The sequence below is a fragment of the Ostreiculturibacter nitratireducens genome (assembly GCF_032670585.1).
GTDB classification, from domain to species: Bacteria; Pseudomonadota; Alphaproteobacteria; order Rhodobacterales; family Rhodobacteraceae; genus Ostreiculturibacter; species Ostreiculturibacter nitratireducens.
The window spans coordinates 274,979-299,242 of record NZ_JAVQHL010000002.1 but is presented as its reverse complement, the minus strand read 5'-3'; the positions used below and the strand labels follow the sequence as shown (position 1 = coordinate 299,242).

The 24,264-nt window shown below is 63.9% G+C and carries 25 protein-coding genes; 17 read left to right on the top strand and 8 right to left on the bottom strand.

All coding sequences use genetic code 11. From position 1 onward, the window contains the following. Positions 1–17: 17 nt before the first annotated feature. On the bottom strand, positions 18–1,070 hold the full coding sequence (locus ABCN56_RS08750; RefSeq protein ID WP_343080428.1) for a LacI family transcriptional regulator: 1,053 nt from the start codon (positions 1,068–1,070) through the stop codon (positions 18–20). A 184-nt stretch (positions 1,071–1,254) separates the two neighbouring features. Here ABCN56_RS08750 and ABCN56_RS08745 point away from each other — a divergent pair, with 184 nt between their 5' ends. From ABCN56_RS08745 to ABCN56_RS08700, 10 genes are all read left to right on the top strand, one after another. Then, positions 1,255–2,484, top strand: a complete 1,230-nt coding sequence (locus ABCN56_RS08745; protein WP_343080427.1) for an ABC transporter substrate-binding protein — start codon at positions 1,255–1,257, stop codon at positions 2,482–2,484. A gap of 129 nt (positions 2,485–2,613) precedes the next feature. After that, a complete protein-coding gene (locus ABCN56_RS08740; protein WP_343080426.1) occupies positions 2,614–3,468 on the top strand; it encodes a carbohydrate ABC transporter permease in 855 nt (284 codons plus the stop codon). After that, on the top strand, positions 3,461–4,366 hold the full coding sequence (locus tag ABCN56_RS08735; RefSeq protein WP_343080425.1) for a carbohydrate ABC transporter permease: 906 nt from the start codon (positions 3,461–3,463) through the stop codon (positions 4,364–4,366). The genes ABCN56_RS08740 and ABCN56_RS08735 overlap by 8 nt, the downstream gene beginning before the upstream one ends. A gap of 2 nt (positions 4,367–4,368) precedes the next feature. Further along, positions 4,369–5,439, top strand: a complete 1,071-nt coding sequence (locus ABCN56_RS08730; RefSeq protein WP_343080424.1) for an ABC transporter ATP-binding protein — start codon at positions 4,369–4,371, stop codon at positions 5,437–5,439. A gap of 4 nt (positions 5,440–5,443) precedes the next feature. Continuing rightward, entirely contained in the window at positions 5,444–5,695 is a 252-nt protein-coding gene (locus ABCN56_RS08725) for a glycoside hydrolase family 2 protein (protein ID WP_343080423.1), read from the top strand. Continuing rightward, entirely contained in the window at positions 5,692–6,447 is a 756-nt protein-coding gene (locus tag ABCN56_RS08720; protein WP_343080422.1) for a sugar phosphate isomerase/epimerase family protein, read from the top strand. The genes ABCN56_RS08725 and ABCN56_RS08720 overlap by 4 nt, the downstream gene beginning before the upstream one ends. A 13-nt stretch (positions 6,448–6,460) precedes the next feature. Continuing rightward, complete coding sequence (locus ABCN56_RS08715; protein WP_343080421.1) at positions 6,461–7,594, top strand: Gfo/Idh/MocA family protein; 1,134 nt, start codon at positions 6,461–6,463, stop codon at positions 7,592–7,594. 49 nt (positions 7,595–7,643) lie between these two features. Continuing rightward, positions 7,644–8,678 (top strand): L-glyceraldehyde 3-phosphate reductase, encoded by a 1,035-nt coding sequence (gene mgrA, locus ABCN56_RS08710; RefSeq protein ID WP_343080420.1) that lies wholly within the window; start codon positions 7,644–7,646, stop codon positions 8,676–8,678. Further along, entirely contained in the window at positions 8,675–10,261 is a 1,587-nt protein-coding gene (locus ABCN56_RS08705) for a glycoside hydrolase family 43 protein (protein ID WP_343080419.1), read from the top strand. Before mgrA ends, ABCN56_RS08705 begins: the two co-directional genes overlap by 4 nt. Then, positions 10,258–11,088 (top strand): TolB family protein, encoded by an 831-nt coding sequence (locus tag ABCN56_RS08700; protein ID WP_343080418.1) that lies wholly within the window; start codon positions 10,258–10,260, stop codon positions 11,086–11,088. The genes ABCN56_RS08705 and ABCN56_RS08700 overlap by 4 nt, the downstream gene beginning before the upstream one ends. A gap of 6 nt (positions 11,089–11,094) precedes the next feature. Here the strand turns inward: ABCN56_RS08700 and ABCN56_RS08695 are convergent, their stop codons facing one another. The 6 genes from ABCN56_RS08695 to ABCN56_RS08670 all read right to left on the bottom strand — a co-directional run bounded on the left by ABCN56_RS08695 (position 11,095) and on the right by ABCN56_RS08670 (position 16,102). After that, positions 11,095–12,234 carry a Gfo/Idh/MocA family protein gene (locus ABCN56_RS08695; RefSeq protein ID WP_343080417.1) on the bottom strand — a complete coding sequence of 380 codons (1,140 nt, stop codon included), beginning with the start codon at positions 12,232–12,234 and terminating at the stop codon, positions 11,095–11,097. After that, a complete protein-coding gene (locus ABCN56_RS08690) occupies positions 12,231–13,310 on the bottom strand; it encodes a sugar phosphate isomerase/epimerase family protein (RefSeq protein ID WP_343080416.1) in 1,080 nt (359 codons plus the stop codon). Before ABCN56_RS08690 ends, ABCN56_RS08695 begins: the two co-directional genes overlap by 4 nt. Positions 13,311–13,382: 72 nt before the next feature. Further along, positions 13,383–14,078 carry a DNA polymerase III subunit epsilon gene (dnaQ, locus tag ABCN56_RS08685; RefSeq protein WP_343080415.1) on the bottom strand — a complete coding sequence of 232 codons (696 nt, stop codon included), beginning with the start codon at positions 14,076–14,078 and terminating at the stop codon, positions 13,383–13,385. Continuing rightward, positions 14,071–14,670: a dephospho-CoA kinase gene (gene coaE, locus ABCN56_RS08680; protein ID WP_343080414.1), complete on the bottom strand. Its 600-nt coding sequence runs from the start codon at positions 14,668–14,670 to the stop codon at positions 14,071–14,073. Before coaE ends, dnaQ begins: the two co-directional genes overlap by 8 nt. Next, entirely contained in the window at positions 14,667–15,506 is an 840-nt protein-coding gene (locus tag ABCN56_RS08675) for a shikimate dehydrogenase (RefSeq protein WP_343080413.1), read from the bottom strand. The genes coaE and ABCN56_RS08675 overlap by 4 nt, the downstream gene beginning before the upstream one ends. Continuing rightward, positions 15,503–16,102, bottom strand: coding sequence for a Maf family nucleotide pyrophosphatase (locus ABCN56_RS08670; protein WP_343080412.1), 600 nt, complete (start codon positions 16,100–16,102; stop codon positions 15,503–15,505). The genes ABCN56_RS08675 and ABCN56_RS08670 overlap by 4 nt, the downstream gene beginning before the upstream one ends. 422 nt (positions 16,103–16,524) lie before the next feature. Between ABCN56_RS08670 and hemJ the strand changes: the two genes are divergently transcribed. The 7 genes from hemJ to ABCN56_RS08635 all read left to right on the top strand — a co-directional run bounded on the left by hemJ (position 16,525) and on the right by ABCN56_RS08635 (position 23,906). Then, complete coding sequence (hemJ, locus tag ABCN56_RS08665) at positions 16,525–16,974, top strand: protoporphyrinogen oxidase HemJ (RefSeq protein WP_343080411.1); 450 nt, start codon at positions 16,525–16,527, stop codon at positions 16,972–16,974. Between the two features lie 128 nt (positions 16,975–17,102). Further along, the gene (rho, locus tag ABCN56_RS08660) at positions 17,103–18,374 is read left to right on the top strand and encodes a transcription termination factor Rho (RefSeq protein WP_343080410.1); all 1,272 of its coding nucleotides are present in this window, start codon (positions 17,103–17,105) and stop codon (positions 18,372–18,374) included. Positions 18,375–18,404: 30 nt separating this feature from the next. Continuing rightward, the gene (mnmE, locus tag ABCN56_RS08655) at positions 18,405–19,691 is read left to right on the top strand and encodes a tRNA uridine-5-carboxymethylaminomethyl(34) synthesis GTPase MnmE (protein WP_343080409.1); all 1,287 of its coding nucleotides are present in this window, start codon (positions 18,405–18,407) and stop codon (positions 19,689–19,691) included. Positions 19,692–19,693: 2 nt separating this feature from the next. Further along, positions 19,694–21,568 carry a tRNA uridine-5-carboxymethylaminomethyl(34) synthesis enzyme MnmG gene (mnmG, locus tag ABCN56_RS08650; protein ID WP_343080408.1) on the top strand — a complete coding sequence of 625 codons (1,875 nt, stop codon included), beginning with the start codon at positions 19,694–19,696 and terminating at the stop codon, positions 21,566–21,568. After that, the gene (rsmG, locus tag ABCN56_RS08645) at positions 21,565–22,191 is read left to right on the top strand and encodes a 16S rRNA (guanine(527)-N(7))-methyltransferase RsmG (protein ID WP_343080407.1); all 627 of its coding nucleotides are present in this window, start codon (positions 21,565–21,567) and stop codon (positions 22,189–22,191) included. The genes mnmG and rsmG overlap by 4 nt, the downstream gene beginning before the upstream one ends. Then, positions 22,184–22,984, top strand: coding sequence for a ParA family protein (locus ABCN56_RS08640; protein WP_343080406.1), 801 nt, complete (start codon positions 22,184–22,186; stop codon positions 22,982–22,984). Before rsmG ends, ABCN56_RS08640 begins: the two co-directional genes overlap by 8 nt. Before the next feature lie 22 nt (positions 22,985–23,006). Further along, positions 23,007–23,906: a ParB/RepB/Spo0J family partition protein gene (locus ABCN56_RS08635; protein WP_343080405.1), complete on the top strand. Its 900-nt coding sequence runs from the start codon at positions 23,007–23,009 to the stop codon at positions 23,904–23,906. Positions 23,907–23,909: 3 nt separating this feature from the next. Here the strand turns inward: ABCN56_RS08635 and ABCN56_RS08630 are convergent, their stop codons facing one another. After that, positions 23,910–24,263, bottom strand: coding sequence for a YbaN family protein (locus tag ABCN56_RS08630; protein ID WP_343080404.1), 354 nt, complete (start codon positions 24,261–24,263; stop codon positions 23,910–23,912). Between the last annotated feature and the right edge of the window lies 1 nt (position 24,264).

Here is a 24,264-nt window from a genome sequence, read left to right as displayed (position 1 = left end):
CAGATGCAATGTCCCGGCTAGATCTCCGGGATCTCCGGGACGTCGAGGTATTGCATCGGCGGGTCCTCGGGATGCGCGATCCGGTGAATCAGCGCGCGAGCCAGGAAGACTCCGGCCTGGCTCACGTCCTCCTTCACCACGAGGATCTCCCGACGGAAACGCTTCAGGAAGGGGATCGCTTCCTTCGCGGTCAGGTCGAACTCCTTGGCGAGCACCAGGCCGAGGTTTTCCCCGGCCGCGATCACCGCCATCGCGGCCATCGCGGACGGCATGATGAAGCCGTCGCAGGCTTCCGGCCCGACAAGATATCGCGGCGCTGCCTTTTCCACGTCGATGCTGGCGCTGTGGGAGGTGACGCCCTCCACGACGACGAGATCCACACCCAACCGCCTTGCCGCTTCCTTGGCGCCGCGGCGCATGTGGATGGAATAGTACTGGCCCTGCGGCGGCAGAAGGATCGCGATACGCCGCCGGCCTCGCCGCGCAAGCATCTCGACGCAGATCCTGGCCCAGGTTTCGTTGTCGAAATCGGCGAAGGGATGCTGCCACTTCGTTCGCCCATGCGTCGCGAACGGGAAATCCCGTTCCATGAGATAGGCGATGCGCGCGTCTTCCGGTTCGGTCTGGTTGAGGATGACCCCGTCGGCCGAGCCCGTTTCCACGATGTAGCGCACCGGAACCATCGGGTCCTCGGAAGGGAAATACGGCGTGATGATCAGGTGGTAGGGCGTTCCTCTCAATTCCCCCGCGAGAGAGGATATGAGCTTGGCCGTGTGGTTCATCATGTCGTGCTCGGTCGACAGGACAAGCGAGATGACGTTGGTCTTGCCGGTCCTGAGGCGGACGCCGGCGCGGTTCGGGCGGTAACCGATGCGCGTCGCGATCTCGCGCACGCGCTTCTTCGTGTCCTCACCGATGTCCGGCGCATCATTCAGCGCGCGCGAAATCGTCGGGACGGCCAGCCCGGCGAGCCTCGCGATCGTCTTCAGCGTCGGGCGCTCGGCCGATTCGACCCCCTTGCGGCCCGCTCGCGCGACATGATCGCTCTCTTGTTTCTCCTTCGCGTCCATCCGCCGCCATTCCGTCTCGTGCCAAATTCGGGCAAGCCGAATTTCGTTGTCTTTCAACGCGTTCCTGCGGATTCAGCCTGCCTAGGAGCTTTTTCCCTTGTCGATGCTATTCCAGCTTGATCGAAAAGTCCAAATCGTCATAGCTTTTTCTATAACGATTTAGCAACTCGGGGAGGAGTTACTGATGAAGGTATTGAAATCACTCTTGGCGGCCACCGCGCTCACCGGCGCCACGGCTGCCAATGCTGCCGATCTGGAGGTCATGCACTGGTGGACCTCGGGCGGTGAAGCGGCCGCCGTGGCGGAATTCGCCAAGGCGTTCGACGCCACCGGCAACCACTGGGTGGACGCCGCATTCGCCGGGCCCGGCGAACAGGCGCGCGCCGTGATGGTCAGCCGGATCACCGGCGGCGACCCGATGGGCGCCTTCCAGTTCAACCACGGCCGCCAGGCAGAGGACCTGATCGCGGCCGGACTCCTGCGCGACCTGACCGACATCGCCGAAGCCGAGGGCTGGAAGGACGTGGTCAACCCGTCGTCGCTGCTGGACGGCTGCACCGTCGACGGCCGCATTTACTGCACCCCGGTCAATATCCATTCATGGCAATGGATCTGGCTTTCGCACAAGGCGTTCGAGGAAGCCGGCGTGCCGGTTCCCACGAACTGGGACGAATTCGTCGCCGCGGCGCCGGCGCTCGAGGCGGCCGGCAAGGTGCCTCTGGCCATGGGTCAGCAGAGCTGGCAGCAGACCGGTGCCTTCAACGTGCTGATGGCGACGCTGATCCCGAACGAGGTCTTCATGAAAGTCTATGGCGACAAGGATACCGAGGCCGCTGCCGGCCCCGACGTCGCCCGCGTCTTCAAGGCCGCGGCAGACGCCCGCGAACTGTCGAAGAACTCGAACGTTCAGGCCTGGAACGAGGCGACGAACATGGTGATCACCGGCCAGGCCGGCGGCCAGATCATGGGCGACTGGGCGCAGGGTGAATTCCAGGTGGCGGGCCAGACGGCCGGCCAGGACTACACCTGCCTTCCGGGGCTGGGCGTGACAGAGATCCTGGGAACCGGCGGCGACGCGTTCTACTTCCCCGTTCTGAAGGACGAAGCCCAGATCGCCGCGCAGGCCGAGCTGGCGGCGTTGCTTCTGAAGCCCGCCGTTCAGGTGGCGTTCAACCTCAAGAAAGGCTCGCTGCCGGTGCGCGGCGACATCGACCTGTCGACCGCCAACGACTGCATGCAGAAGGGCCTCAAGCTCTTGGCCGAAGGCAAGCTTCTGCCCGACACCAACCAGCTGATCACCCCGGACACGACCTCGCAGATCAACGACATGTTCGCGGAGTTCTTCGCCGATCCGTCGATCACGCCGGAAGCCGCGCAGGCCCGTTTCGTCGAGATCATGTCGGAAGCGGAATGATCCGCCGTTACATCTGACCAGTTGCTGGCCCGCCCTTGCGCGGGCCAGCGGCCTCACCCCGCCGACATCTTCCGCTGAAAAGAGGGGGCACGCATGGTCTCGGAACGCCCGAACCAGCTCTTCCGAAACATGACCGCGAAGATCGCGGCGGTTCCGATGATCCTGACTGCGCTCGTCGTCTTCGTCGGCGGAACGTTCTGGACGATCACATACAGCTTCACGAAGTCCAAGCTGCTGCCCACGACGGATTTCGTGGGCCTCGATCAGTATGAGCGCCTTTGGTCGACGAACCGCTGGATGGTCTCGATCGAGAACCTGTTCATCTATGGCCTCTGCATGCTGGTCTTCTGCTTCGTGATCGGCTTCATCCTCGCCGCGCTCATGGATCAGAAGATCCGCTTCGAGAACACGTTCCGGACCATCATCCTTTATCCCTTCGCGCTGAGCTTCATCGTGACCGGCCTCATCTGGCAGTGGATCCTGAACCCGGATTTCGGCATCCAGGGCATCGTGCGGTCGCTTGGCTGGGAAGGCTTCACCTTCGATCCGCTCTACAATCCCGACATCGCGATCTTCGGCGTGCTGATCGCGGGTCTGTGGCAGGCAACGGGCCTGATCATGGTCCTGATGCTTGCAGGGATGCGGGGCATCGACCAGGAAATCTGGAAAGCCGCGCGCGTCGACGGCATCCCGGCCTGGAAGACCTATGTCTTCATCGTCATCCCGATGATGCGCCCGGTCTTCATCACCACCCTGGTCCTGGTCGCCAGCAGCATCGTGCGGGTCTACGACCTCGTCGTCGCGCAGACCGGCGGCGGCCCGGGCCTCGCGACGGAGATGCCGGCCAAATACGTCTACGACTACATGTTCCGCGCCCAGAACCTCGGCCAGGCCTTCGCCGCCTCGACCATGATGCTTCTGGCGGTCGCCATCGTGATCATCCCCTGGGCCTACCTCGAATTCGGGAGCAAGAAACGTGGCTGACCTCACCGTAACCGCTCTGGAAGGGCCGCAGGGACCGAGGCCACAGCGCCGCTTCACGCGCCGCAACGTCTTTCTGTACGGCACGCTGATCATGGTGGCGCTTTACTACCTGCTGCCGCTTTACGTGATGGTCGTGACCTCTCTGAAGGGAATGCCGGAAATCCGGCTGGGCAACATCTTCTCTCCCCCGGTCGAAATCACGTTCGAGCCCTGGGTAAAGGCGTGGATGGAGGCCTGCACCGGGCTGAACTGCGATGGCCTCAGCCGGGGTTTCTGGAACTCGGTGCAGATCACCGTGCCCTCGGTCGCGGTTTCGATCGCGATCGCCAGCGTGAACGGCTACGCGCTCGCGAACTGGCGGTTCAAGGGGGCCGAGGTCTTCTTCACCATCCTGATCTTCGGTGCCTTCATTCCCTACCAGGTGATGCTCTATCCGCTCGTGATCCTTCTGCGGGAGATCGGGCTCTACGGCTCGCTCTGGGGCCTCATCATCGTGCATTCGATCTTCGGGATGCCGATCCTGACCCTTCTTTTCCGCAACTACTTCGCCTCGCTTCCCGAGGAGCTGTTCAAGGCGGCGCGCGTCGACGGCGCACATTTCTGGGGCATCTATTTCCGCATCATGCTGCCGATGAGCCTGCCGATCTTCGTGGTTGCGATGATCCTGCAGGTGACCGGCATCTGGAACGATTTCCTGTTCGGCGTGGTCTACACCAAGCCCGACACCTGGCCGATGACGGTGCAGCTCAACAACATCGTCAACTCGACGCAGGGCGTGAAGGAATACAACGTCAATATGGCCGCGACGCTGATCACCGGCCTCGTGCCCCTCGTCATCTACTTCGTCTCCGGCAAACTTTTCGTCCGCGGCATCGCCGCGGGCGCGGTGAAAGGCTGACCATGACCGTTTCCGTCAAGGACCTCACACTCAAGTTCGGGGCCCTCACCGTCCTCGACAAGCTGAACCTGGACATCGCGGACGGCGAATTCCTTGTTCTCCTCGGCGCTTCGGGCTGCGGGAAGTCGACCCTTCTGAACTGCATCGCGGGGCTTCTGGACATCTCGGGCGGCCAGATCCACATCAAGGGCCGCAATGTGACCTGGGAGGAGCCCTCGCAGCGCGGCATCGGCATGGTGTTCCAGTCCTACGCGCTTTATCCGCAGATGACGGTCGAGGGGAACCTGAGCTTCGGGCTGAAGAACGCCCGCATCCCGCGCCACGAGATCGCAAAGCGCGTCGCGCGCGCCGCAGAGATCCTCCAGATCGAGCCGCTCCTGAAACGCAAGCCCGCCGCGCTGTCCGGCGGCCAGCGTCAGCGCGTGGCGATCGGCCGGGCGCTGGTGCGGGACGTGGACGTGTTCCTGTTCGACGAGCCCTTGTCGAACCTCGACGCGAAACTGCGCGCCGACCTTCGCGTGGAACTCAAGCGCCTGCACCAGCGGCTCTCGAACACGATGATCTACGTCACCCACGACCAGATCGAGGCGATGACGCTCGCCGACCGGATCGCGATCATGAAGGGCGGGACCATCCAGCAGCTTGCGAGTCCCGCCGAGATCTACAACCGGCCGGTCAACAAGTATGTCGCCGGCTTCATCGGCAGCCCCGAGATGAATTTCTTCGACGGAAAGATCGACGGGATGGACTTCGTGGCCGACGGCGCCCGGCTGCCGCTTCAAGGCTACGAGTTCACGCGCGGCCGAACCGATGGCCCGGCCGCGCTCGGCATCCGGCCCGAACACATCGCCGCCGGCGATGCGGCCCGGGCCATGCCCTTCAGCATCGAGGCGAACGTGGACCTCGTCGAGCCGATGGGCTCCGACACGCTCGTCTGGACGAAGATCGGCGGCACGGACGTGCGTCTGCGAATGGACGGTCAGGCCACCGTGGGCCGTGGCGACGCGCTGCTCGTCGGCTTTGACCCGTCCCGCTTCTCCGTCTTCGACAAAGCGAGCGAGGAGAGGCTCTGAGCCGATGGCCGACCTCGCCGGCATATGGGGCTTTTCCGACGCGGAAGGCCTTGACGTCTCGCTGTCAGTCTCGGCGCTCGCGCCATTCCTCGCGGTCGAGGCGGATGTGCCTGAACGCTCTTCGCCAAACGCCGTCACGCTGTTCCACGGCCACCCTGCCCGGATCGGCTTCACCCCGGCGGACAAGGGGGAAAGGCCCCGCTCCGCCTTCCGCGACCGTCATCCTGCAACTCACAGAGCCCCGAGGATCCAATGACCGCCTTCTCCTATCAGCTCTATTCCTCCCGCAACTTCCCGCCGCTCTCCGATACCCTGAAGATGCTCGCGGAACTCGGCTATGCGCAGGCCGAGGGCTTCGGCGGCATCTACGGCGACGACGCGGCGCTGGCCGAACTTGAGAGGGGGCTCAAGGCGAACGGCCTCGCCATGCCCACCGGCCACTTCTCCTTCGACATGTGCCGGGACAACTCGGCCCGCGTCCTCGGGATCGCGAAGGCGATCGGGATGAAGGGCGTCATCGTCCCCTACATCATGCCCGACCAGCGCCCGAAGGACGCCGCGGGCTGGCGCGACTACGGCGCGAGCCTGGCGAAGGTCGGGCAGCCCTACTGGGACGCGGGTCTCTTCTTCGGTTACCACAACCACGATTTCGAGTTCGTCCCGACCGCCACGGGCGAATTGCCGATCGACCTGATCCTCGGAGCCGACGACCGCCTCGTCCTGGAATTCGACGTGGCCTGGGCCGTGCGCGCCAAGGCCGATCCGCTGGACACGATCCGCAAGTACGGCTCCCGCATCCGCGCCGCGCATGTGAAGGACATCGCTCCGGCGGGCGAGAACAAGGACGAGGACGGCTGGGCCGACATCGGCGACGGGATCGTGGACTGGAAGGCCATCATGCCCGCGCTCCGGGAAGCGGGCTGCGAGTATTTCGTGGTCGAGCACGACAACCCGAAGGACCACCACCGCTTCGCCAGCCGCAGCATCGCGGCGGCCCGGAAGCTTTGAGGAGAGACGGCAAATGATCGGCGTCGGCATCATCGGCTGCGGCAACATCTCGACCGCCTACCTGCGTCTCGCGCCCCTGTTCAAGGGACTCGAGGTCCGCGCGGTCGCGGACATGAACATGACTGCGGCGCAGGCGAGGTCGAAGGAATTCGGCCCCCGCGCGCTTTCGGTGGAGGACCTTCTCGCCGCGAATGACATCGACATCGTCGTCAACCTGACGATTCCGGATGCGCATTTCGCCGTGACGAAAGCGATCCTGAAGGCCGGGAAGCACGCCTATTCGGAAAAACCCTTCGTGCTCACCATCGAGGAGGGGAAGGAGCTTCGCGACCTCGCCGCGAAATCCGGTCTCCGAGTCGGGTCGGCGCCCGACACGTTCTTCGGCGGCGCGCACCAGGCCGCGCGGGCGGCGATCGATTCCGGTCGCGTGGGAGAGATCACCGCCGGCACCGCGCATGTGCTTTCGCACGGGATGGAGCACTGGCACCCCAACCCGGACTTCTTCTTCCTGCCCGGCGGCGGTCCGATGCTCGACCTTGGACCTTACTACGTCACGAACCTCATCCAGCTCATCGGCCCGGTGAAACGGGTGGCCGCGCTGACGTCTGCCGCGACGCCCACGCGCACGATCTCCACCCCGGGGCCGCGCAGGGGCGATGCGATCCCCGTGAAGACGCCGACGAACATCCACGCGCTCCTGGAATTTTTCAATGGCGCGACGATAACGCTTTCGACCAGCTGGGACGTCTGGGCGCACCGCCACGGGAACATGGAGCTTTACGGCACGGAAGGCTCGCTCTTCGTGCCCGATCCGAACTGGTTTTCGGGGCGGGTGGACATTGCCGGGCGTGATGGCAAGATCAGGGAACTGAAGCAGCGCGCTCATCCCTTCGCGGTGCCGAACATGAAGTCGGGCGACGGGGTGATGCGGGCCAACTACCGTACCGCGGGCCTCGCCGAAATGGCTCAAGCCATCGCGCACGATCGAGTGCATCGCTGCTCGCTTGAGCTTGCGCTGCACGCGGTCGAGGTGATGACCGCGGTGCTCAGGTCCGGCGATACGGGCCAGTTCGTGTCGATGACGACGACATGCGAACGCCCGGCCGCCTTGCCCGCGAGCGAGGCTAGGAAGCTGTTGAAGAAATGACCCACCGGCCCCGGGGCCTGTCCCGGGGCACGAACCAACGGAGGCCAAGATGACCTATTTCCCCGCCGAAGACCGCTATGATCGCATGGTCTACCGCCGCTGCGGAAACTCCGGCCTTCAGCTTCCGGCGATCTCGTTGGGCCTGTGGCACAACTTCGGCCACGACACGGCGCACTCGACCAAAAGGGCGATCTGCCGGACGGCCTTCGACCACGGGATCACGCATTTCGACCTGGCCAACAACTACGGACCGCCGCCGGGCAGCGCCGAGGAGGCGTTCGGCGAGATCCTGAAGACCGACTTCGCCGGATATCGCGACGAGCTCATCATCTCCTCAAAGGCCGGATACCTGATGTGGCCCGGACCCTATGGCGAATGGGGAAGCCGGAAGTACCTCATCGCCTCCTGCGATGCCTCCCTGAAGCGGATGGGTCTCGATTATGTCGACATCTTCTATTCCCACCGCTTCGATCCGGACACGCCCCTGGAGGAAACCATGGGCGCGCTCGACCAGATCGTTCGGTCGGGGAAGGCGCTTTATGCGGGGATTTCCAGCTACAATTCCGCCCGGACTCGGGAGGCTGCGGCGATCCTGAAGGACCTCGGCACGCCCTGCCTGATCCACCAGCCCTCCTACAACGTGCTGAACCGCTGGGTGGAGACCGACGGGCTTAAGGACACGCTTCGAGAACTGGGCATCGGCTCCATCGCCTTCACACCGCTCGCGCAGGGAATGCTGACGTCGAAATACCTCAAGGGCATCCCCGAGGGCAGCCGCGTGACGCAGGGCAAGAGCCTTGATCCCGACATGCTTTCCGCGCACGCAATCGAGAACATCCGGAAGCTCAATGAAATCGCGGAACGCCGTGGCCAGACGCTCGCGCAGATGGCGATCGCCTGGGTGCTGCGGGGGGGCGGCATCACCACCGCGCTCATCGGGGCTTCGCGTCCCGAGCAGGTCGTGGACTGCGCCAGCGCCATCGACAACCTCGACTTCACGGCCGAGGAACTCGCGGAGATCGACAAGTATGCCGACGAGGAGAACATCAACCTCTGGGCCCGTTCCTCGGAGACCGATGAATGATCCGAAACCCGATCCTTCCGGGCTTCAACCCCGATCCGAGCATCTGCCGGGTCGGGGAGGATTACTACATCGCGACCTCGACCTTCGAATGGTATCCGGGCGTGCAGATCCACCATTCGCGGGATCTCGTGAACTGGCGGCTGGTGTCGCGCCCTCTCAACCGCGCGGCGCAGCTCGACATGCGCGGCAACCCGGATTCCGGCGGGATCTGGGCGCCCTGCCTTTCCCATGCCGACGGGAAATTCTGGCTGGTCTACACGGACGTGAAGCGGCTCGACGGGGCGTTCAAGGATACGCACAACTACATCGTCACCTGCGAGACGGTCGACGGGGAATGGTCGGACCCGATCTACGTCAACTCGATGGGCTTCGACCCGTCGCTCTTCCATGACGATGACGGTCGGAAATGGTTTCTCGACCTGCGCTGGAACCATCGCGGCAAGGGCACGGGCGGGAACCCGAAGCACGCGAGCTTCGACGGCATCATCCTGCAGGAATGGTCACCCGAGCGCGGCCTGTTCGGCCCGGCGACGAATATCTTCGGGGGCACCGAGCGGGGTCTGACGGAGGGTCCCCACCTCTTCAAGCGGGACGGGTGGTATTACCTCACCGTCGCGGAGGGCGGCACCGGCTACAATCACGCCGTCACCATGGCGCGATCCCGTCGGATCGAAGGGCCCTACGAGGTTCATCCCGAAAAGCACCTCATCACGGCGGCGCATGCGCCCGAACACCCGATCCAGCGCACCGGGCATGGGCAATATGTCGAGGGGCATGACGGCCGGCACTGGCACACCTTCCTGATGGGCCGGCCCCTGAGCACCGAAAACGGCCGCTTCTCCCCCATGGGCCGCGAAACCGGCATCGAGGAGGTCGTCTGGCGCGATGGCTGGCTCTGGCTCAAGGAAGGCGGGCAACTGCCGCGCGCCGAAATTTCCGCCGACGCGAAGCCCGCCGGACCTGCGGCCGTCGAGCACAGCTTCGGCCCGGGCGCGTTGCCGGCCGAGTTCCAGTGGCTTCGCTCGCCCTTCCCGGAACGGATCTTCCGCCTTTCGGACCGGGGCCTGACGCTGATCGGCCGCGAGAGCCTCGGCTCCTGGTTCGAGCAATCGCTCGTCGCCCGGCGTCAGGAGCACTTCGTCTACACGGCGGAAACCGCGCTCGACTTCGCGCCGAAGCATTACCAGCAGGCTGCGGGGCTGACGACTTATTACAACCGTCACAAGCTTCACGCGCTGATTCTGACGAGCGAACCCGGCATCGGCCGCGCGCTGACGATCCTGTCCTGTCCGGGCGATTGGCCAAATTTCGCGCTGACACACCCGATCGCACCCGTTTCGGTTGGCGACGGTCCGGTGGAGCTTCGCGTCGATGTCGATCACGCCGCGCAGCAGTTCTACTGGCGCCAGGGTGGTGACTGGCAGGCGATCGGTCCGGAACTCGACGCCGCCGTGATCTCGGACGAGGGCGGGCGGGGCGAACACGCCTCCTTCACCGGGGCCTTCGTTGGGATGGTCGCCTTCGATACTTCGGGCAGCGCGGCCGAGGCCCACTTCACACGCTTCGCGTATCGCCCGTCATGATCAGGTCCGAGCTTTGCATCTATCGGCTTGCGGACGGGCATGTCGAATCCGTCTTGACGACTCCGCGGCTGATCGAGGCGCCGAACTGGGCCCCGGATGGGGGAAGCCTCCTCGTCAACGGTCATGGCCGACTGTTCCGGGTGGATCTGGAAAACCCGGATCTGGCCAATATAGACACTGATTTTGCCGAACGGCTGAACAACGACCACGGCATTTCACTGGATGGCCGGACGATCGTCATATCGGATTCCAGCCGGACCGAGGGGTCCTGCATCTACACGCTGCCGGCAACGGGTGGAACGCCCCTGCGGATCACGGCAAACACGCCGTCCTGGTGGCACGGCTGGTCCCCGGACGGAAAGTCCCTCACCTATGTCGGTCGTCGCGATGGCGTCTTCGACATCTACACCATCCCCGCTTCGGGCGGCGAGGAGCGCCGGCTGACGCGGGGCGGCGGTCACCATGACGGGCCGGACTACACGCCGGATGGCGAATGGATCTGGTTCAACTCGGACGTCGGGGGTTCGATGCAACTCTGGCGCATCCGCCCGGACGGCACCGGACGCGAGCGGATGACGGATGACGAGCGCGTGAACTGGTTCCCGCACCCGTCGCCCGATGGGCGCCACGTCCTCTACCTGTCCTATCCGCCCGGAACCGAGGGCCACCCGCGCGACCTCGATGTCGAGCTTCGCCTGATGCCGGCCGGGGGCGGCGCGGCGCGCAGCCTCATCGCCTTGTTCGGCGGTCAGGGCAGCGTCAACGTCCCGTGCTGGGCGCCGGAAGGCAACAGGTTCGCCTTCGTGCGCTACCGGCCCGCCGCCTGACACTCATCAGAGGGTCACCCAGGCCGCATCCTTTTGCGAGGAGCGGACGCAGGCGTCGATGAACTTCATGCCGATGAGCCCGTCCGCGATGGTCGGCGCATGGAGCCCCTCGGGCAACGGAGTGCCGTCCTTCTTGTGCCGGACAAGGCGCGCGGCCTCGGCGTAGATCGTCGCGAAGGCTTCCAGATACCCCTCAGGGTGTCCTGGCGGGACGCGCGTCACTCTCGCGGCTTCCGGCCCGGTCCCGGCACCGCCACGGGTGATGATCTGCGCGGGTTCACCGAGACGCGTGTAGCGCAGCGCATTCGGATGCTCCTGTGCCCACTCGATGCCGGCCTTTTCGCCATAGACCCGCAGTCTGAGCCCGTTTTCGTTTCCGGGGGCGACCTGCGTCGCCCAGAGCATTCCCCTCGCGCCGCCCTCGAATCGAAGCCGCACCTGCGCGTCATCGTCTAGGCGCCGGCCAGGGACGAAACTCGTCAGTTCCGCCGAGAGGCTGTTGACCTCCAGTCCCGTGACGAAACTCAGAAGGTTGAAGGCATGCGTGCCTATGTCGCCGATCGCGCCGCCCTCGCCGGATCGCGCCGGGTCCGTGCGCCAGTCGGCCTGTTTCTGCCCGGTCTGCTCGATCGGCTCGGACAACCAGTCCTGCACGTATTCGGCATGAACGAGGCGGATCTTGCCCAGATCCCCACGTGCCACCATCGCCCGTGCGTGCCGGATCAGCGGATAGCCGGTGTAGTTGTGCGTCAGGACGAAGAGCGCCCCGCTTTCTTCCGCGATCTTCGCCAGTGCCTCCGCCTCGCCCAGCGTCGCGGTCAGCGGCTTGTCGCAGATCACGTTGATGCCCGCCTTCAGAAATGCCTCGGCGACCGGTGCGTGCATGTGGTTCGGGGTCACGATGGCCACGGCGTCGATCCCGTCGGTGCGCGCGGCTTCCTGCGCTGCCATCTCTGCAAAGCTGCCATAGGACCGATCCGCCGGGATCCCGAGTTCCGCGGCCGAGTCCTTCGCCCTGTCCGGGTTGGAGGAAAGGGCTCCTGCAACGAGTTCCCAATCCCCGTCGATGCGCGACGCGATCCGATGCACGCCGCCGATGAACGCGCCCTGGCCGCCGCCGACCATTCCGAGCTTCAGCTTCGTCATTTCGAAATCCCCAGCATCGTGCGGATGGCCGCCATGTCCATCTCGCCACCCGCGAAATCGTCGAAGGCCTTCCCTGTTACCTCGATCAGGTGCGAGGCGATGTAGGGCGCGCCCTCGGCCGCGCCCTGTTCGGGGCTCTTGATGCAGCATTCCCACTCAAGGACCGCCCAGCCGCGATAACCGTATTGCGTGAGTTTCGAGAAGATCGCGGCGAAATCCACCTGCCCGTCACCGAGACTACGGAACCGGCCGGCGCGGTTCACCCAGGATTGGTAGCCCGAATAGACGCCCTGGCGGCCGTCCGGATTGAACTCCGCGTCCTTCACGTGAAAGGCGCAGATATGCTCATGGTAGATGTCGATGAAGGATAGGTAGTCGAGCTGCTGCAGGAGGAAATGCGACGGGTCGTAGTTGATCCGCGCGCGCTTGTGCCCGCCGACGGATTCCAGGAACATCTCGTAGGTCGCGCCATCGAAGACGTCCTCGCCGGGGTGGATTTCGAAGCCGATGTCCACGCCCTGATCTTCGTAGGTGTCGAGGATCGGCCGCCAGCGCCGACCGAGTTCCGCAAACGCTTCTTCGATCAGTCCGGCCGGGCGTTGCGGCCAGGGGTAGAGATAGGGAAAAGCGAGCGAGCCGGTGAAGGAAACCGTGGTGTCGAGCCCGAGGTTCCGCGTGGCCCTGGCCGCCTTTTTCACTTGCTCCGTCGCCCATTCGGTCCGTGCCTTTGGGTTTCCGTGCACCGGCTTCGGCGCGAATGCGTCGAAGGCGAGGTCGTAGGCCGGATGCACGGCCACGAGCTGTCCCTGAAGATGCGTCGAAAGCTCGGTGATCTTCACGCCCGCATCCGCGCAGATGCCTTTCACCTCGTCGCAATAGGTCTGGCTCTCCGCAGCCTTGTCGAGATCGAAGAGCCTGCCGTCGAAGGTCGGGATCTGAACGCCCTTGTAGCCGAGGTCCGCCGCCCATTTCGCTATGCCGGGGAGCGTGTTGAACGGAGCCTCATCCCCCGCGAACTGCGCAAGGAAGATCGCGGGTCCCTGTATGCTGCGCGGCGGCGTAATCGATTTAGGCATGCGGCGGACTCCTCCCGGAAATGGCTGTCCAAGTTCTGCATGGCCAAGACCGACCTGTAAAGCCGGAATGGCTCAGCCGAACTTCTTCCAGAGAGCCTTTTCGCCGAGCTTTTCCACGAACGCAGCGTGCGCGGCGGCTTCCTGATCGGTGACCCGCGGAGGAAGTTGCGCCGAACGCGGACGCGGGCGCCAGGTATCGGCCTGGGAGGGGCCGGAGCTGGTCACCGGCCCCGTGGACAGCCCGAAATCCGGCTGCCGTCCGCCGACCAGTTCCAGGTAGACCTCGGCCAGGATTTCACTGTCGAGAAGCGCGCCGTGCTTTTCCCGTGCGGAGTTGTCGACGCCGAAGCGGCGGCACAGCGCGTCGAGCGACGCCGGCGAACCAGGGAACTTCCGGCGCGCGATCGCCACAGTGTCGATGGCCCGGTCGTTCGGCAGAAGCGGCAGATTCAGCCAGCTGAGTTCCGCGTTCAGGAACTTCATGTCGAAGGCAGCGTTGTGAATCACGAGCCGTGAATCCGGCCCGATGAACTCCATGAAATCCTGCGCGATTTCCGCGAAGACCGGTTTGTCGCGCAGGAAGTCGTCGCCGAGACCGTGGACTTCGAAAGCTTCCGCCGGCATTGCGCGCTGAGGGTTGATGTATTGGTGGTAGTTGCGTCCGGTCTGGACGTGGTTGAAGAGCTCTACCGCGCCGATTTCCACGATCCGGTGGCCTTCGGCAGGTTCCAGCCCCGTTGTTTCCGTATCGAGAACGATTTCACGCATTGTTCATGATCTCCCGGATCAGCTTTCGCACGGCCGCGCGCGCCTGTTCAAGCGTCCGCGTCTCGATCACATGCGTTGCGCGGGCCCGCTTCTCCGCGTCAGGCATCTGGCGGGAAAGGATCATCTGGAACTGCGCTTCCGTCATGCCGGGACGCGACAGGACCCGCTCCTGCTGGACTTCTGGCGGGGCGGTCACGACGAGCGTCGCGTCGAGCCACGCATCGGCGCCGGTTTCGAACAGGAGCGGGATGTCAAGCACGACGAGGGTGGCGCCATTTTCGCCTGCATCCCGAATGAATGCGGCGCGGTCGGCGGCGACCAGGGGATGGACAACGGCTTCGATCCGCGAAAGCGCGGTGGGGTCCTCGGCGATCCAGGCTTTCAGGGTCGCACGATCCACGCCGCCGTCGCGGATCGCCTCGGGTCGCAGGCGCGCTATCTCGGGAACGGCCGCACCGCCAGGCGCATAGAGCCGGTGCACGGCGGCATCGGCATCCCAGACGGGAACGCCCTCCTCGGCGAACATGCGCGCGGTCGTGGACTTCCCCATCCCGATCGAACCGGTCAGTCCAAGGAGGAACGGCCGCGTCATCCTTCCAGCACGATCCGCCGCAGTTCTTCCGTCACCTCCGGGCGCACGCCGAACCACCTTTCGAAGCCCGGAGCCGCCTGGTGCAGCAACATCCCGAGTCCGTCGACGGTGGTGCATCCGACGCGCGCCGCGTCCTCGAGGAAGCGTGTGCGCAGCGGCGTATAGACGATGTCGGTGACCGTCGCGGCCGGGGTAAGCGCCTCGACCGGAAGGACGAGGTCGGGCTTCCCGACCATGCCGAGCGACGATGTATTCACCACGGTCATCGTGCCGTCGAGCATGTCGGCGGCGTGGACCCAGTCATACACCGTGAGCTTCGCGCCGAATTCCGAGCGCAGGGTCTCGGCCCTTGCCCGCGTGCGGTTGGCGATGCGGATCTCGGGCGCGCCTGCCTCGATCAGCGCCGATACGATCGCGCGAGCCGCCCCGCCCGCGCCGAAGACAGCGGCGGGACCGGCCGACGCGTCCCAGGAGGGTGCGTATTGGCGGAGATTTGCGAGAAATCCGTAGCCGTCCGTGTTGTCCGCATGGATCTTCCCATCCTTCCGGAAGATCAGCGTGTTGGCCGCACCGATCAGTGCCGCACGGTCAGTAACGACATCGGCGATCGCGAGCGCGGTCTCCTTGTGCGGGATCGTGACGTTGCAGCCGACGAAACCGGCCTTGGGCAGCGCGCCAAGCACATCGGGCAGATCGGCCTGAGCCACGTCCATCGGTATGTAGAATCCCTTGATGCCGTATGTCTTGAGCCAGTGGCCGTGGAGCTTCGGCGACCGGGAATGCGCGATCGGGGAGCCGATCACGCCGGCGAGCGGGATGCGAGGGTGTTCGGTCATCTGGCGATCTCGCCCCTCATGGCCAGCCAGCCGAGAAATTCCATGAGCGGAAGGCCCAGGATCGTGAAATGGTCACCCTCGATGCGCGCGAAAAGACGCACTCCCTCCTCCTCCAGCTTGTAGCAACCGACGCTGTGGCGGATGCTGTCCCAGTTCCGGGAAACATAATCTTCTATATAAGTCTCCGACAGGTCGTGCATCGTCAACCGCGCGGTCCCGACATGTCGCCAGAGCGGCGCGCCATCCCGGAAAACGACAGCTGCGGACAAGAGCCGATGGGTCTTTCCCGAAAGCTCGCGCAGCTGAGCCTTCGCGTCGTCGGGCGTCTCCGGTTTTGAAAACACGCGGCCGCCGAAATCCAGAACCTGATCACAGCCGAGAACCAGCACGCCCGGATGCTTTTCCGCGATCTTGCGTGCCTTCATCTCGGCCAGGGCGTCCGCCAGGTCGCGCGGGCTCGCGCCCTCGGCTTCGAGCGCCGCGCGGATGGCCTCCTCGTCGATGCGCGCCGGACGGGTTTCGACGTCGAGCCCCGCGTTGCGCAGCAGCGTCGCGCGGATCTCCGAGGCGGAAGCAAGGATCAAACGTGAGGTCATGTGGAAAGCCCTGTGGGCAAGCGGCAGGAGATGCGCAGGAACGAAAACGGGATTTCTCGCCCGGCGTATCGGGTTCCCAAAATTCCGCGGGGCTTGTCAAGCGCCAGAGGCCGGATATCCACGTCTGGAAAGGAAGAACGCGAAACTGTGGAGTTTCTCAGTCAGGGTCCGCTTCGGAAGAATGTTGCGCACAGGGAATCGGTGCGATGACGCTTGTAATGTAATGATAATAAAAGAAAAAAGTTTCGCGTTGGGGATCTTCGCTTTTTCCTCACAGAGTTATCCACAGGGTGGGAATTGTGGATGATCGCTGGGAAAGGTGTGTAATCCCCGGCTTCGAGGTTCCTTACTACAACATCATCCTTTCATTTCTTTCTTATTGTTTTTAGTTGGATGCGGATCAGCATGAGAGAGGGACAGAGGTGTCGGACTTCCTGGCTACGATCTATCCGTGGACCAAGGCTCTGCACGTGATGTCGGTAATCGCGTGGATGGCCGGGCTCTTCTACCTGCCCCGCCTGTTCGTCTATCACGCGGAAAGCGTGACCCCCGGCAGCGAGACTGACGCCCTGTTCAAGACCATGGAGGTGAAGCTTCTTCGCCTTATCATGAACCCGGCGATGATCGCGGTCTGGATTTTCGGTCTGGCGCTGGTGTTCACGCCGGGGATCGTCGCGTGGTCGGAGATCTGGCCCTGGGTCAAGGCGGCCTGCGTACTGGCGATGACCTGGTTCCATCACTGGCTCGGCCGGCGCCGGAAGGAATTCCTGCGCGGAGAGAACCGGCTGACTGGCCGGACCTACCGCATGATGAACGAGGTTCCGACGCTTCTGATGGTCGGGATCGTCCTTTCGGTGATCGTGAAATTCTGAGCCACGATTGACTCGGGCGGCCTTCGCGGTGTATCGGAGCGGCTAGCTTGGTCGTCCGACCATGGGCATTCCCCATTCACTTTCCGCGCTGGCCTTCCGCGCCTGACGCCATTTCCGTATGTGAGCCGATGAAACAAGAGCGCCTTAACCTGTCCGATCTCAAGGCCAAGAGCCCGGCCGACCTCCTCGCCATGGCGGAGGAGCTGGAGATCGAGAACGCGTCCACGATGCGCAAGGGCGAGATGATGTTCTCGATCCTGAACGCGCATGCCGAAGAAGGCTGGGAGATCGGCGGCGACGGCGTGTTGGAGGTGCTCCAGGACGGGTTCGGCTTCCTGCGGTCTCCGGAAGCGAACTACCTGCCGGGTCCGGACGATATCTACGTGAGCCCGGACATGATCCGGCAGTTTTCGCTCAGGACCGGCGACACGATCCAGGGCGAGATCCGCGGCCCCGGCGAGACGGAGCGGTATTTCGCGCTGGTCAAGGTCGAGGCGATCAACTTCCAGGATCCTGACAAGGCGCGCCACAAGGTCGCGTTCGACAACCTCACGCCCCTATACCCCGACGAACGGCTGAAGATGGAAATCGAGGACCCGACGATCAAGGATCGCTCGGCCCGGATCATCGACCTCGTCGCGCCGATCGGGAAAGGGCAGCGGGCGCTGATCGTCGCTCCGCCGCGGACCGGCAAGACGGTTCTGCTTCAGAACATCGCGCATTCGATCGAAACGAACCATCCGGAATGCTACCTGATCGTTCTCTTGATCGACGAGCGGCCCGAGGAAGTCACCGACATGCAGCGCAGCGTGAAGGGCGAGGTGATCTCCTCGACCTTCGACGAACCGGCGACGCGGCACGTCGCGGTGGCGGAGATGGTGATCGAGAAGGCCAAGCGCCTCGTCGAGCACAAGCGCGACGTGGTGATCCTCCTCGACTCGATCACGCGTCTCGGCCGGGCCTACAACACGGTGGTTCCGAGCTCGGGCAAGGTGCTGACCGGCGGCGTCGACGCGAATGCCTTGCAGCGTCCGAAGCGTTTCTTCGGCGCCGCGCGGAACATCGAGGAAGGCGGCAGCCTGACGATCATCGCCACCGCGCTGATCGATACCGGCAGCCGCATGGACGAGGTCATCTTCGAAGAGTTCAAGGGTACGGGCAACAGCGAGATCGTGCTGGACCGAAAGGTCGCCGACAAGCGCGTATTCCCGGCGATGGATATCCTCAAGTCCGGCACGCGGAAGGAGGATCTTCTGGTCGACAAGGCCGACCTGCAGAAGACCTATGTCCTGCGCCGGATCCTGAACCCGATGGGGACGACGGACGCCATCGAGTTCCTGATATCGAAACTCAAGCAGACGAAGACGAACTCCGAGTTCTTCGACTCAATGAACGCCTGATTTGTTGTTATAGAACAACAGGTTACACCTATGGACACGATTTTCGCGCTAGCCTCTGCAAGGGGCAAGGCAGGTATTGCGGTAATCCGGATTTCCGGACCGCACGCCTTTGCCGCCGCGCGTTCGCTTGCCGGATCGGTGCCGCGGCCGCGGGTGGCGGGGCTTCGGCAGTTGGCATCGAATGGCGAGGTTCTGGACGAGGCGCTGGTCCTGGCTTTTCCGGCCGGTGCAAGCTTTACCGGCGAAGAGGTCGTGGAGCTTCATCTTCATGGCGCGACGGCGACGGTATCTGCCGTGCTTCGCGCTCTTGGAGCGATCGAGGGGCTGCGTCTTGCAGAAGCTGGCGAATTCACGCGGCGCGCCTTGGAGAATGGCCGCCTGGACCTTGCCCAGGTCGAAGGGCTCGCGGATCTGATCGAGGCCGAGACCGAGGCGCAACGCAAACAGGCGCTTCGGGTACTGTCCGGCGAAATCGGCGCACGGGCGGCGGAGTGGCGGAAGGACCTGATCCGGGCGGCGGCGCTTCTGGAGGCGACGATCGACTTCGCCGACGAGGATGTGCCGGTGGACGTGGCTCCGGAAGTGCTTGCCCTGATTGGCAGAGTTTCGGATTCGCTTTCCATGGAACTTCGCGGGTTCGGTGCTTCCGAACGGATTCGCGATGGCTTCGAAGTGGCGATTGTCGGTCGGCCGAATGCGGGAAAGTCCACGCTTCTCAACGCACTCGCCGGGCGTGAGGCGGCGATCACGTCGGAACATGCCGGAACGACGCGCGACGTCATCGAAGTCCGGATGGACTTGGATGGTCTGGCGGTCACGATCCTCGACACGGCGGGTCTTCGGGAAACCGGGGATGTGGTAGAGGGGATCGGCGTGCAACGTGCTCTGGAGCGTGCTGAACGGGCGGATTTGCGGGTGTTCCTGCTGGACGAGGAGGACGTACCCCTTCTCGGCCCGCGTCCTGGCGACCTTTTGGTGCATGGCAAGGGTGACATAGGCCCGGCTCGTCAGGGGCTCAGCGTATCAGGGAAGACCGGTGCTGGTCTGCGGGAACTGACCGCCGCGATCGGCGCGGCGCTTTCGGATCGGACTGCGGGGGCGGCGACGATCACGCGGGAGCGGCATCGCGCGGCGATATTCCGTGCTGCGGAGGCTTTGGAATCGGCCGGGAATCAGATATCAGGTCGCGGCGGCGTGCCGGAGCTTGCGGCGGATGATCTTCGGCGTGCAGTTCGTGCGCTGGAATCTCTGGTTGGACTGGTGGATGTCGAGGATCTGCTCGACGAGATCTTTGCCAGCTTCTGCATCGGAAAGTGAGGATGTTTCACGTGAAACATTTCGATGTGATTGTCGTCGGGGGCGGCCATGCGGGTGCCGAGGCCGCGCATGCCTCGGCCCGAATGGGTGCGGATACTGCGCTCGTTACCCTGAGTCGGGGTGGTATCGGGGTGATGTCCTGCAATCCCGCAATAGGCGGCCTCGGGAAAGGCCACCTGGTTCGAGAAATCGATGCGCTGGATGGGGTTATGGGCCGCGTGGCCGACCGGGCCGGGATACAGTTTCGCCTGCTCAACCGGCGCAAGGGCCCGGCTGTTCAGGGGCCCCGGGCCCAGGCGGACCGCCGGCTTTACCGCGAGGCGATGCAGTTAGAGATGGACGTCTGCCCGGGTGTTACGGTCATCGAGGGCGAAGTCACCGATCTGATTTCCGAGGGCGCTCGGATCGTTGGTGTCGAGCTGGCGGATGGCAGCAGGATTGCTTCGGCCGCCGTGATTCTGACGTCCGGCACGTTCTTGCGCGGAGTGATTCACATCGGAGATGTGACCCGTCCCGGCGGCCGCTGGGGCGATTCCCCGTCCGTACGCCTTGCGGAGCGCCTTCGTGCGCTTGATCTGCCTTTGGGACGACTGAAAACGGGAACGCCGCCGCGCCTGGACGGCCGAACCATCGCATGGGACAAGCTGGACAGGCAGGAAGGCGACGAGGACCCCGTAATGTTCTCGTTCCTAAACAGGAACCCCTTCGTCCGGCAAATCGCCTGCGGGATCACTCACACGAACTCGCGCACGCATGAAATCATCAGGACTAATCTGGATCGTTCGGCCATGTATGGCGGCCATATCGAGGGCGTGGGCCCGCGCTATTGCCCATCGATCGAGGACAAGGTGGTGCGGTTCGCTGACAAGGACGCGCATCAGGTTTTCCTTGAGCCAGAAGGACTTGATGATCCGACGGTCTACCCGAACGGCATTTCGACCTCCCTCCCCGAGGAGGTTCAGGAATCCTACGTCCGCTCGATTTACGGTCTTGAAGCGGTCGAAATTCTTCAGCCGGGCTACGCGATCGAATACGATTATGTCGATCCGCGGTCCCTGAGAGCCACGCTGGAGCTCAAGGATGCGCCAGGGCTCTTCCTGGCGGGACAGATCAATGGCACGACGGGCTACGAGGAAGCGGCCGCGCAAGGGCTTGTCGCAGGGCTGAACGCCGCTTGCCTGGCGCAAGGAAGGGAGCCGGTCACCTTCCGGCGATCGGAAAGCTACATCGGCGTGATGATCGATGATCTTGTGTCCAGGGGGGTATCCGAACCCTACAGGATGTTTACATCTCGCGCGGAATTCCGGCTTTCGCTTCGCGCCGATAACGCTGATCAACGGCTTACGCCGATCGGATTGTCGCTCGGCTGCGTTGGTGAAGACCGCCGGGCCGCCTTTTCGAAAAAGATGGAAGCCCTGGAGGCGGGCCGCGCCGCGCTCGAATCCCTGCGGCTTTCGCCGCGCGATGCGGCGCGCAACGGCCTGCGCGTCAATCAGGACGGCGTTCGGCGATCGGGTTTTGCCCTCCTGTCGTTTCCGGACGTTACGTTCACCGACCTCGAGCGTATAGAGCCGGACCTGGAGCTCATCGACGCAGAGACGAAGGCGCAGTTGGTGCGGGAAGCGCTTTACGCGAACTACATTGATCGCCAGCTGGAAGACATCGCCGCGATGCGCCGCGACGAAGGACAGCAGATCCCGCCAGACTTCAACTATTCGGAGATGTCCGGGCTGTCGTCGGAGCTGTGCCAGAAGCTTGAGCGCCACCGTCCCGAATCACTCGCTCAGGCGGCACGAATCGAAGGGATGACGCCAGCCGCCCTCACGCTGATTCTCGCGCGGCTGCGCCAGCGGGAAAGGCAGCGCAAGGCGGTATGACCAGAGACGAACTCTCCGAGTTGCGAGGGCGCGATGTTTCACGTGAAACATACGCCCGCCTCGAGACTCACGCGGCGCTGCTCGCGAAGTGGAATCCAAAGATCAACCTCGTGAGTCCGTCGACCCTCGCCGAGGTTTGGAGTCGCCATATCCTTGATTCCATTCAGATATTCGACCTGAATGACCGCCTTGAAGGGGTATGGGTGGACATCGGAACGGGTGGAGGTTTTCCCGGCCTTGTCATAGCGATCCTCGCTGCGGCCGAAGCGCCGGGAATAGCCGTCCATCTGGTGGAGAGCGACCTCCGCAAGTCCGCTTTTCTCGCAACCTGCCTGCGCGAAACTGGTGTGACTGCGAAAATCCACAGCGAGAGGGCCGAATCACTGCCTTCGCTTAACGCCGACGTCCTGAGCGCGCGCGCCCTCGCCTCGCTGACCGCACTTCTCGGCCTCGCTGAAAGGCACCTCGCGCCCGAGGGGCTGGCTCTTTTCCCGAAAGGCGCCAATCACCAGGCGGAGATCGACGAGGCACTTGCAACCTGGCGCTTCCGCCTCCAAAAACACCCAAGCAAGACCGACCCGCTTGCGGTCATCCTGGCAATCGAAGGGCTCTCGCGTGTCTGACTCGTCCAGACCCAACGGAACGCGTATCATCGCGATCGCAAACCAGAAAGGCGGCGTTGGCAAGACGACGACCGCCATCAATCTCGCCGCGGCCTTCGCCGAAAAGGGCCTGCGCGTGCTCGTGATCGACCTCGATCCGCAGGGTAATGCCTCGACCGGCCTCGGGGTCGAGCCCTCGCAACGCGACATGACGACCTATGACCTGCTCCTCGATGAGGCGCCACTCGCCGAGGTGATCCGGACGACGGATATCGAGAACATCTGGATTTGCCCGGCGACAACGGATCTTTCCTCTGCGGACATGGAGCTTGTCGCCAACGAAAAGCGCAGCTTTCTCCTGCATGACGCACTTCGACAACCCGCCATCGACAGCTACGCTTTCGACTACATCCTGATCGACTGCCCGCCGTCCCTCAGCCTTCTGACCGTGAACGCGATGGTGGCGGCGCACTCGGTGCTGGTGCCACTCCAGGCCGAATTCTTCGCGCTTGAAGGGCTTTCGCAGCTCATGCTGACGATTCGAGAGGTCCGGCAGAGCGCCAATACCGATCTCCGGATCGAGGGCGTCGTCCTTACCATGGCCGATATTCGAAACAACCTTTCGCAACACGTCGAAAACGATGCCCGCACCACCCTCGGCGACCTGGTCTTCGAAACGGTGATCCCGCGGAATGTCCGCGTCAGCGAGGCACCATCCTTCGCGCTTCCCGTGCTCACCTACGATCCGCAGTCGAAGGGCAGTGCCGCTTACCGGGCGCTTGCCCAAGAACTTCTGTCGCGTCACGCTAAATAGCTGAAAAACAAGAGGTTTCCCGATGGCAGAGAAGAAGACAGAGCGTCGCGGTCTCGGGCGGGGCCTATCCGCGCTGATGGCCGACGTCGGCGCTTCCGCCCCGGACAAGGCCTCCGAGGACCGTCCGCGTCGGCCTGACCAGCGGGTGCCGATCACCGCGCTGTACCCCAACCCGGACCAGCCGCGCCGAGATTTCCCCAAGGAGGCGCTGGAGGAGCTTGCAGCCTCCATCCGCGCGAAGGGCGTGATTCAGCCGCTGATCGTGCGGCCGCGTACAGGTGCGCCGAATACCTATGAAATCGTGGCCGGCGAGCGCCGCTGGCGCGCGGCTCAACTCGCGCAACTGCACGAGGTTCCGGTTCTCATCCGCGACTTCACCGACGCTGAAGTGCTCGAGGTCGCGATCATCGAAAACGTCCAGCGAGCGGACCTCAACGCGATCGAAGAGGCGATGGGATACCGGCAGCTGGTCGAACGGTTTGGCCACACGCAGGACCAAATCGCCGAGGCGCTGTCGAAAAGCCGCAGCCACATCGCGAACCTGCTTCGACTTCTGAACCTCCCGCCCGAGGTTCAAACCTACGTCCGCGATGGCAAGCTTTCCGCCGGTCACGCCCGCGCGCTCATCACGACGGAGGATCCGGCCGCGTTGGCCCGCCAGGTCATCTCGAAGGGACTCTCGGTCCGCGAGACCGAGCGTCTGGCGAAGGCGCCAGCAAAACAGCCGGGCGTTGGCCGGCCCGCGCCCTCCCGGCCCGAAAAGGACGCGGATACGCGCGCCCTGGAGCAGGATCTATCCGCAGCACTTGGTATGCGCGTCGTCATCGACCACAAGGGTCATGATGGCGGACAGCTCGTGATCACCTACAAGACGCTGGATCAACTCGACGAACTTTGCCAGGTTCTCGGCAGCGCGCGGTGAAGATCAGACGCTCGGCCGAGTCAAGATGAACAGGATCACGGCGGCGAAAGCCATCGCCTGTATGATCAGGACAATCGTCGGGAAGCCGAGGAGCAGCGACAAGCCGTAGCCGGCCAGGATTGACAGCGTCGCCAGGCGTTTCGACCGCTTGCTGATCGCCCCGCGTTCGTTCCAGGCGATGATCGGTGGACCGTAGGTCGGGTGTGTCAGGATCCAGTGGTGCAGTCGTTCCGAGGACCGGGCAAAGGAATATGTCGCGAGCAGCAGGAACGGCACTGTCGGCATGATCGGCAGGAAGACTCCGATGATGCCAAGCACCACTGAAATCACTCCAAGGATCAGCCAAAAGATCTTCATC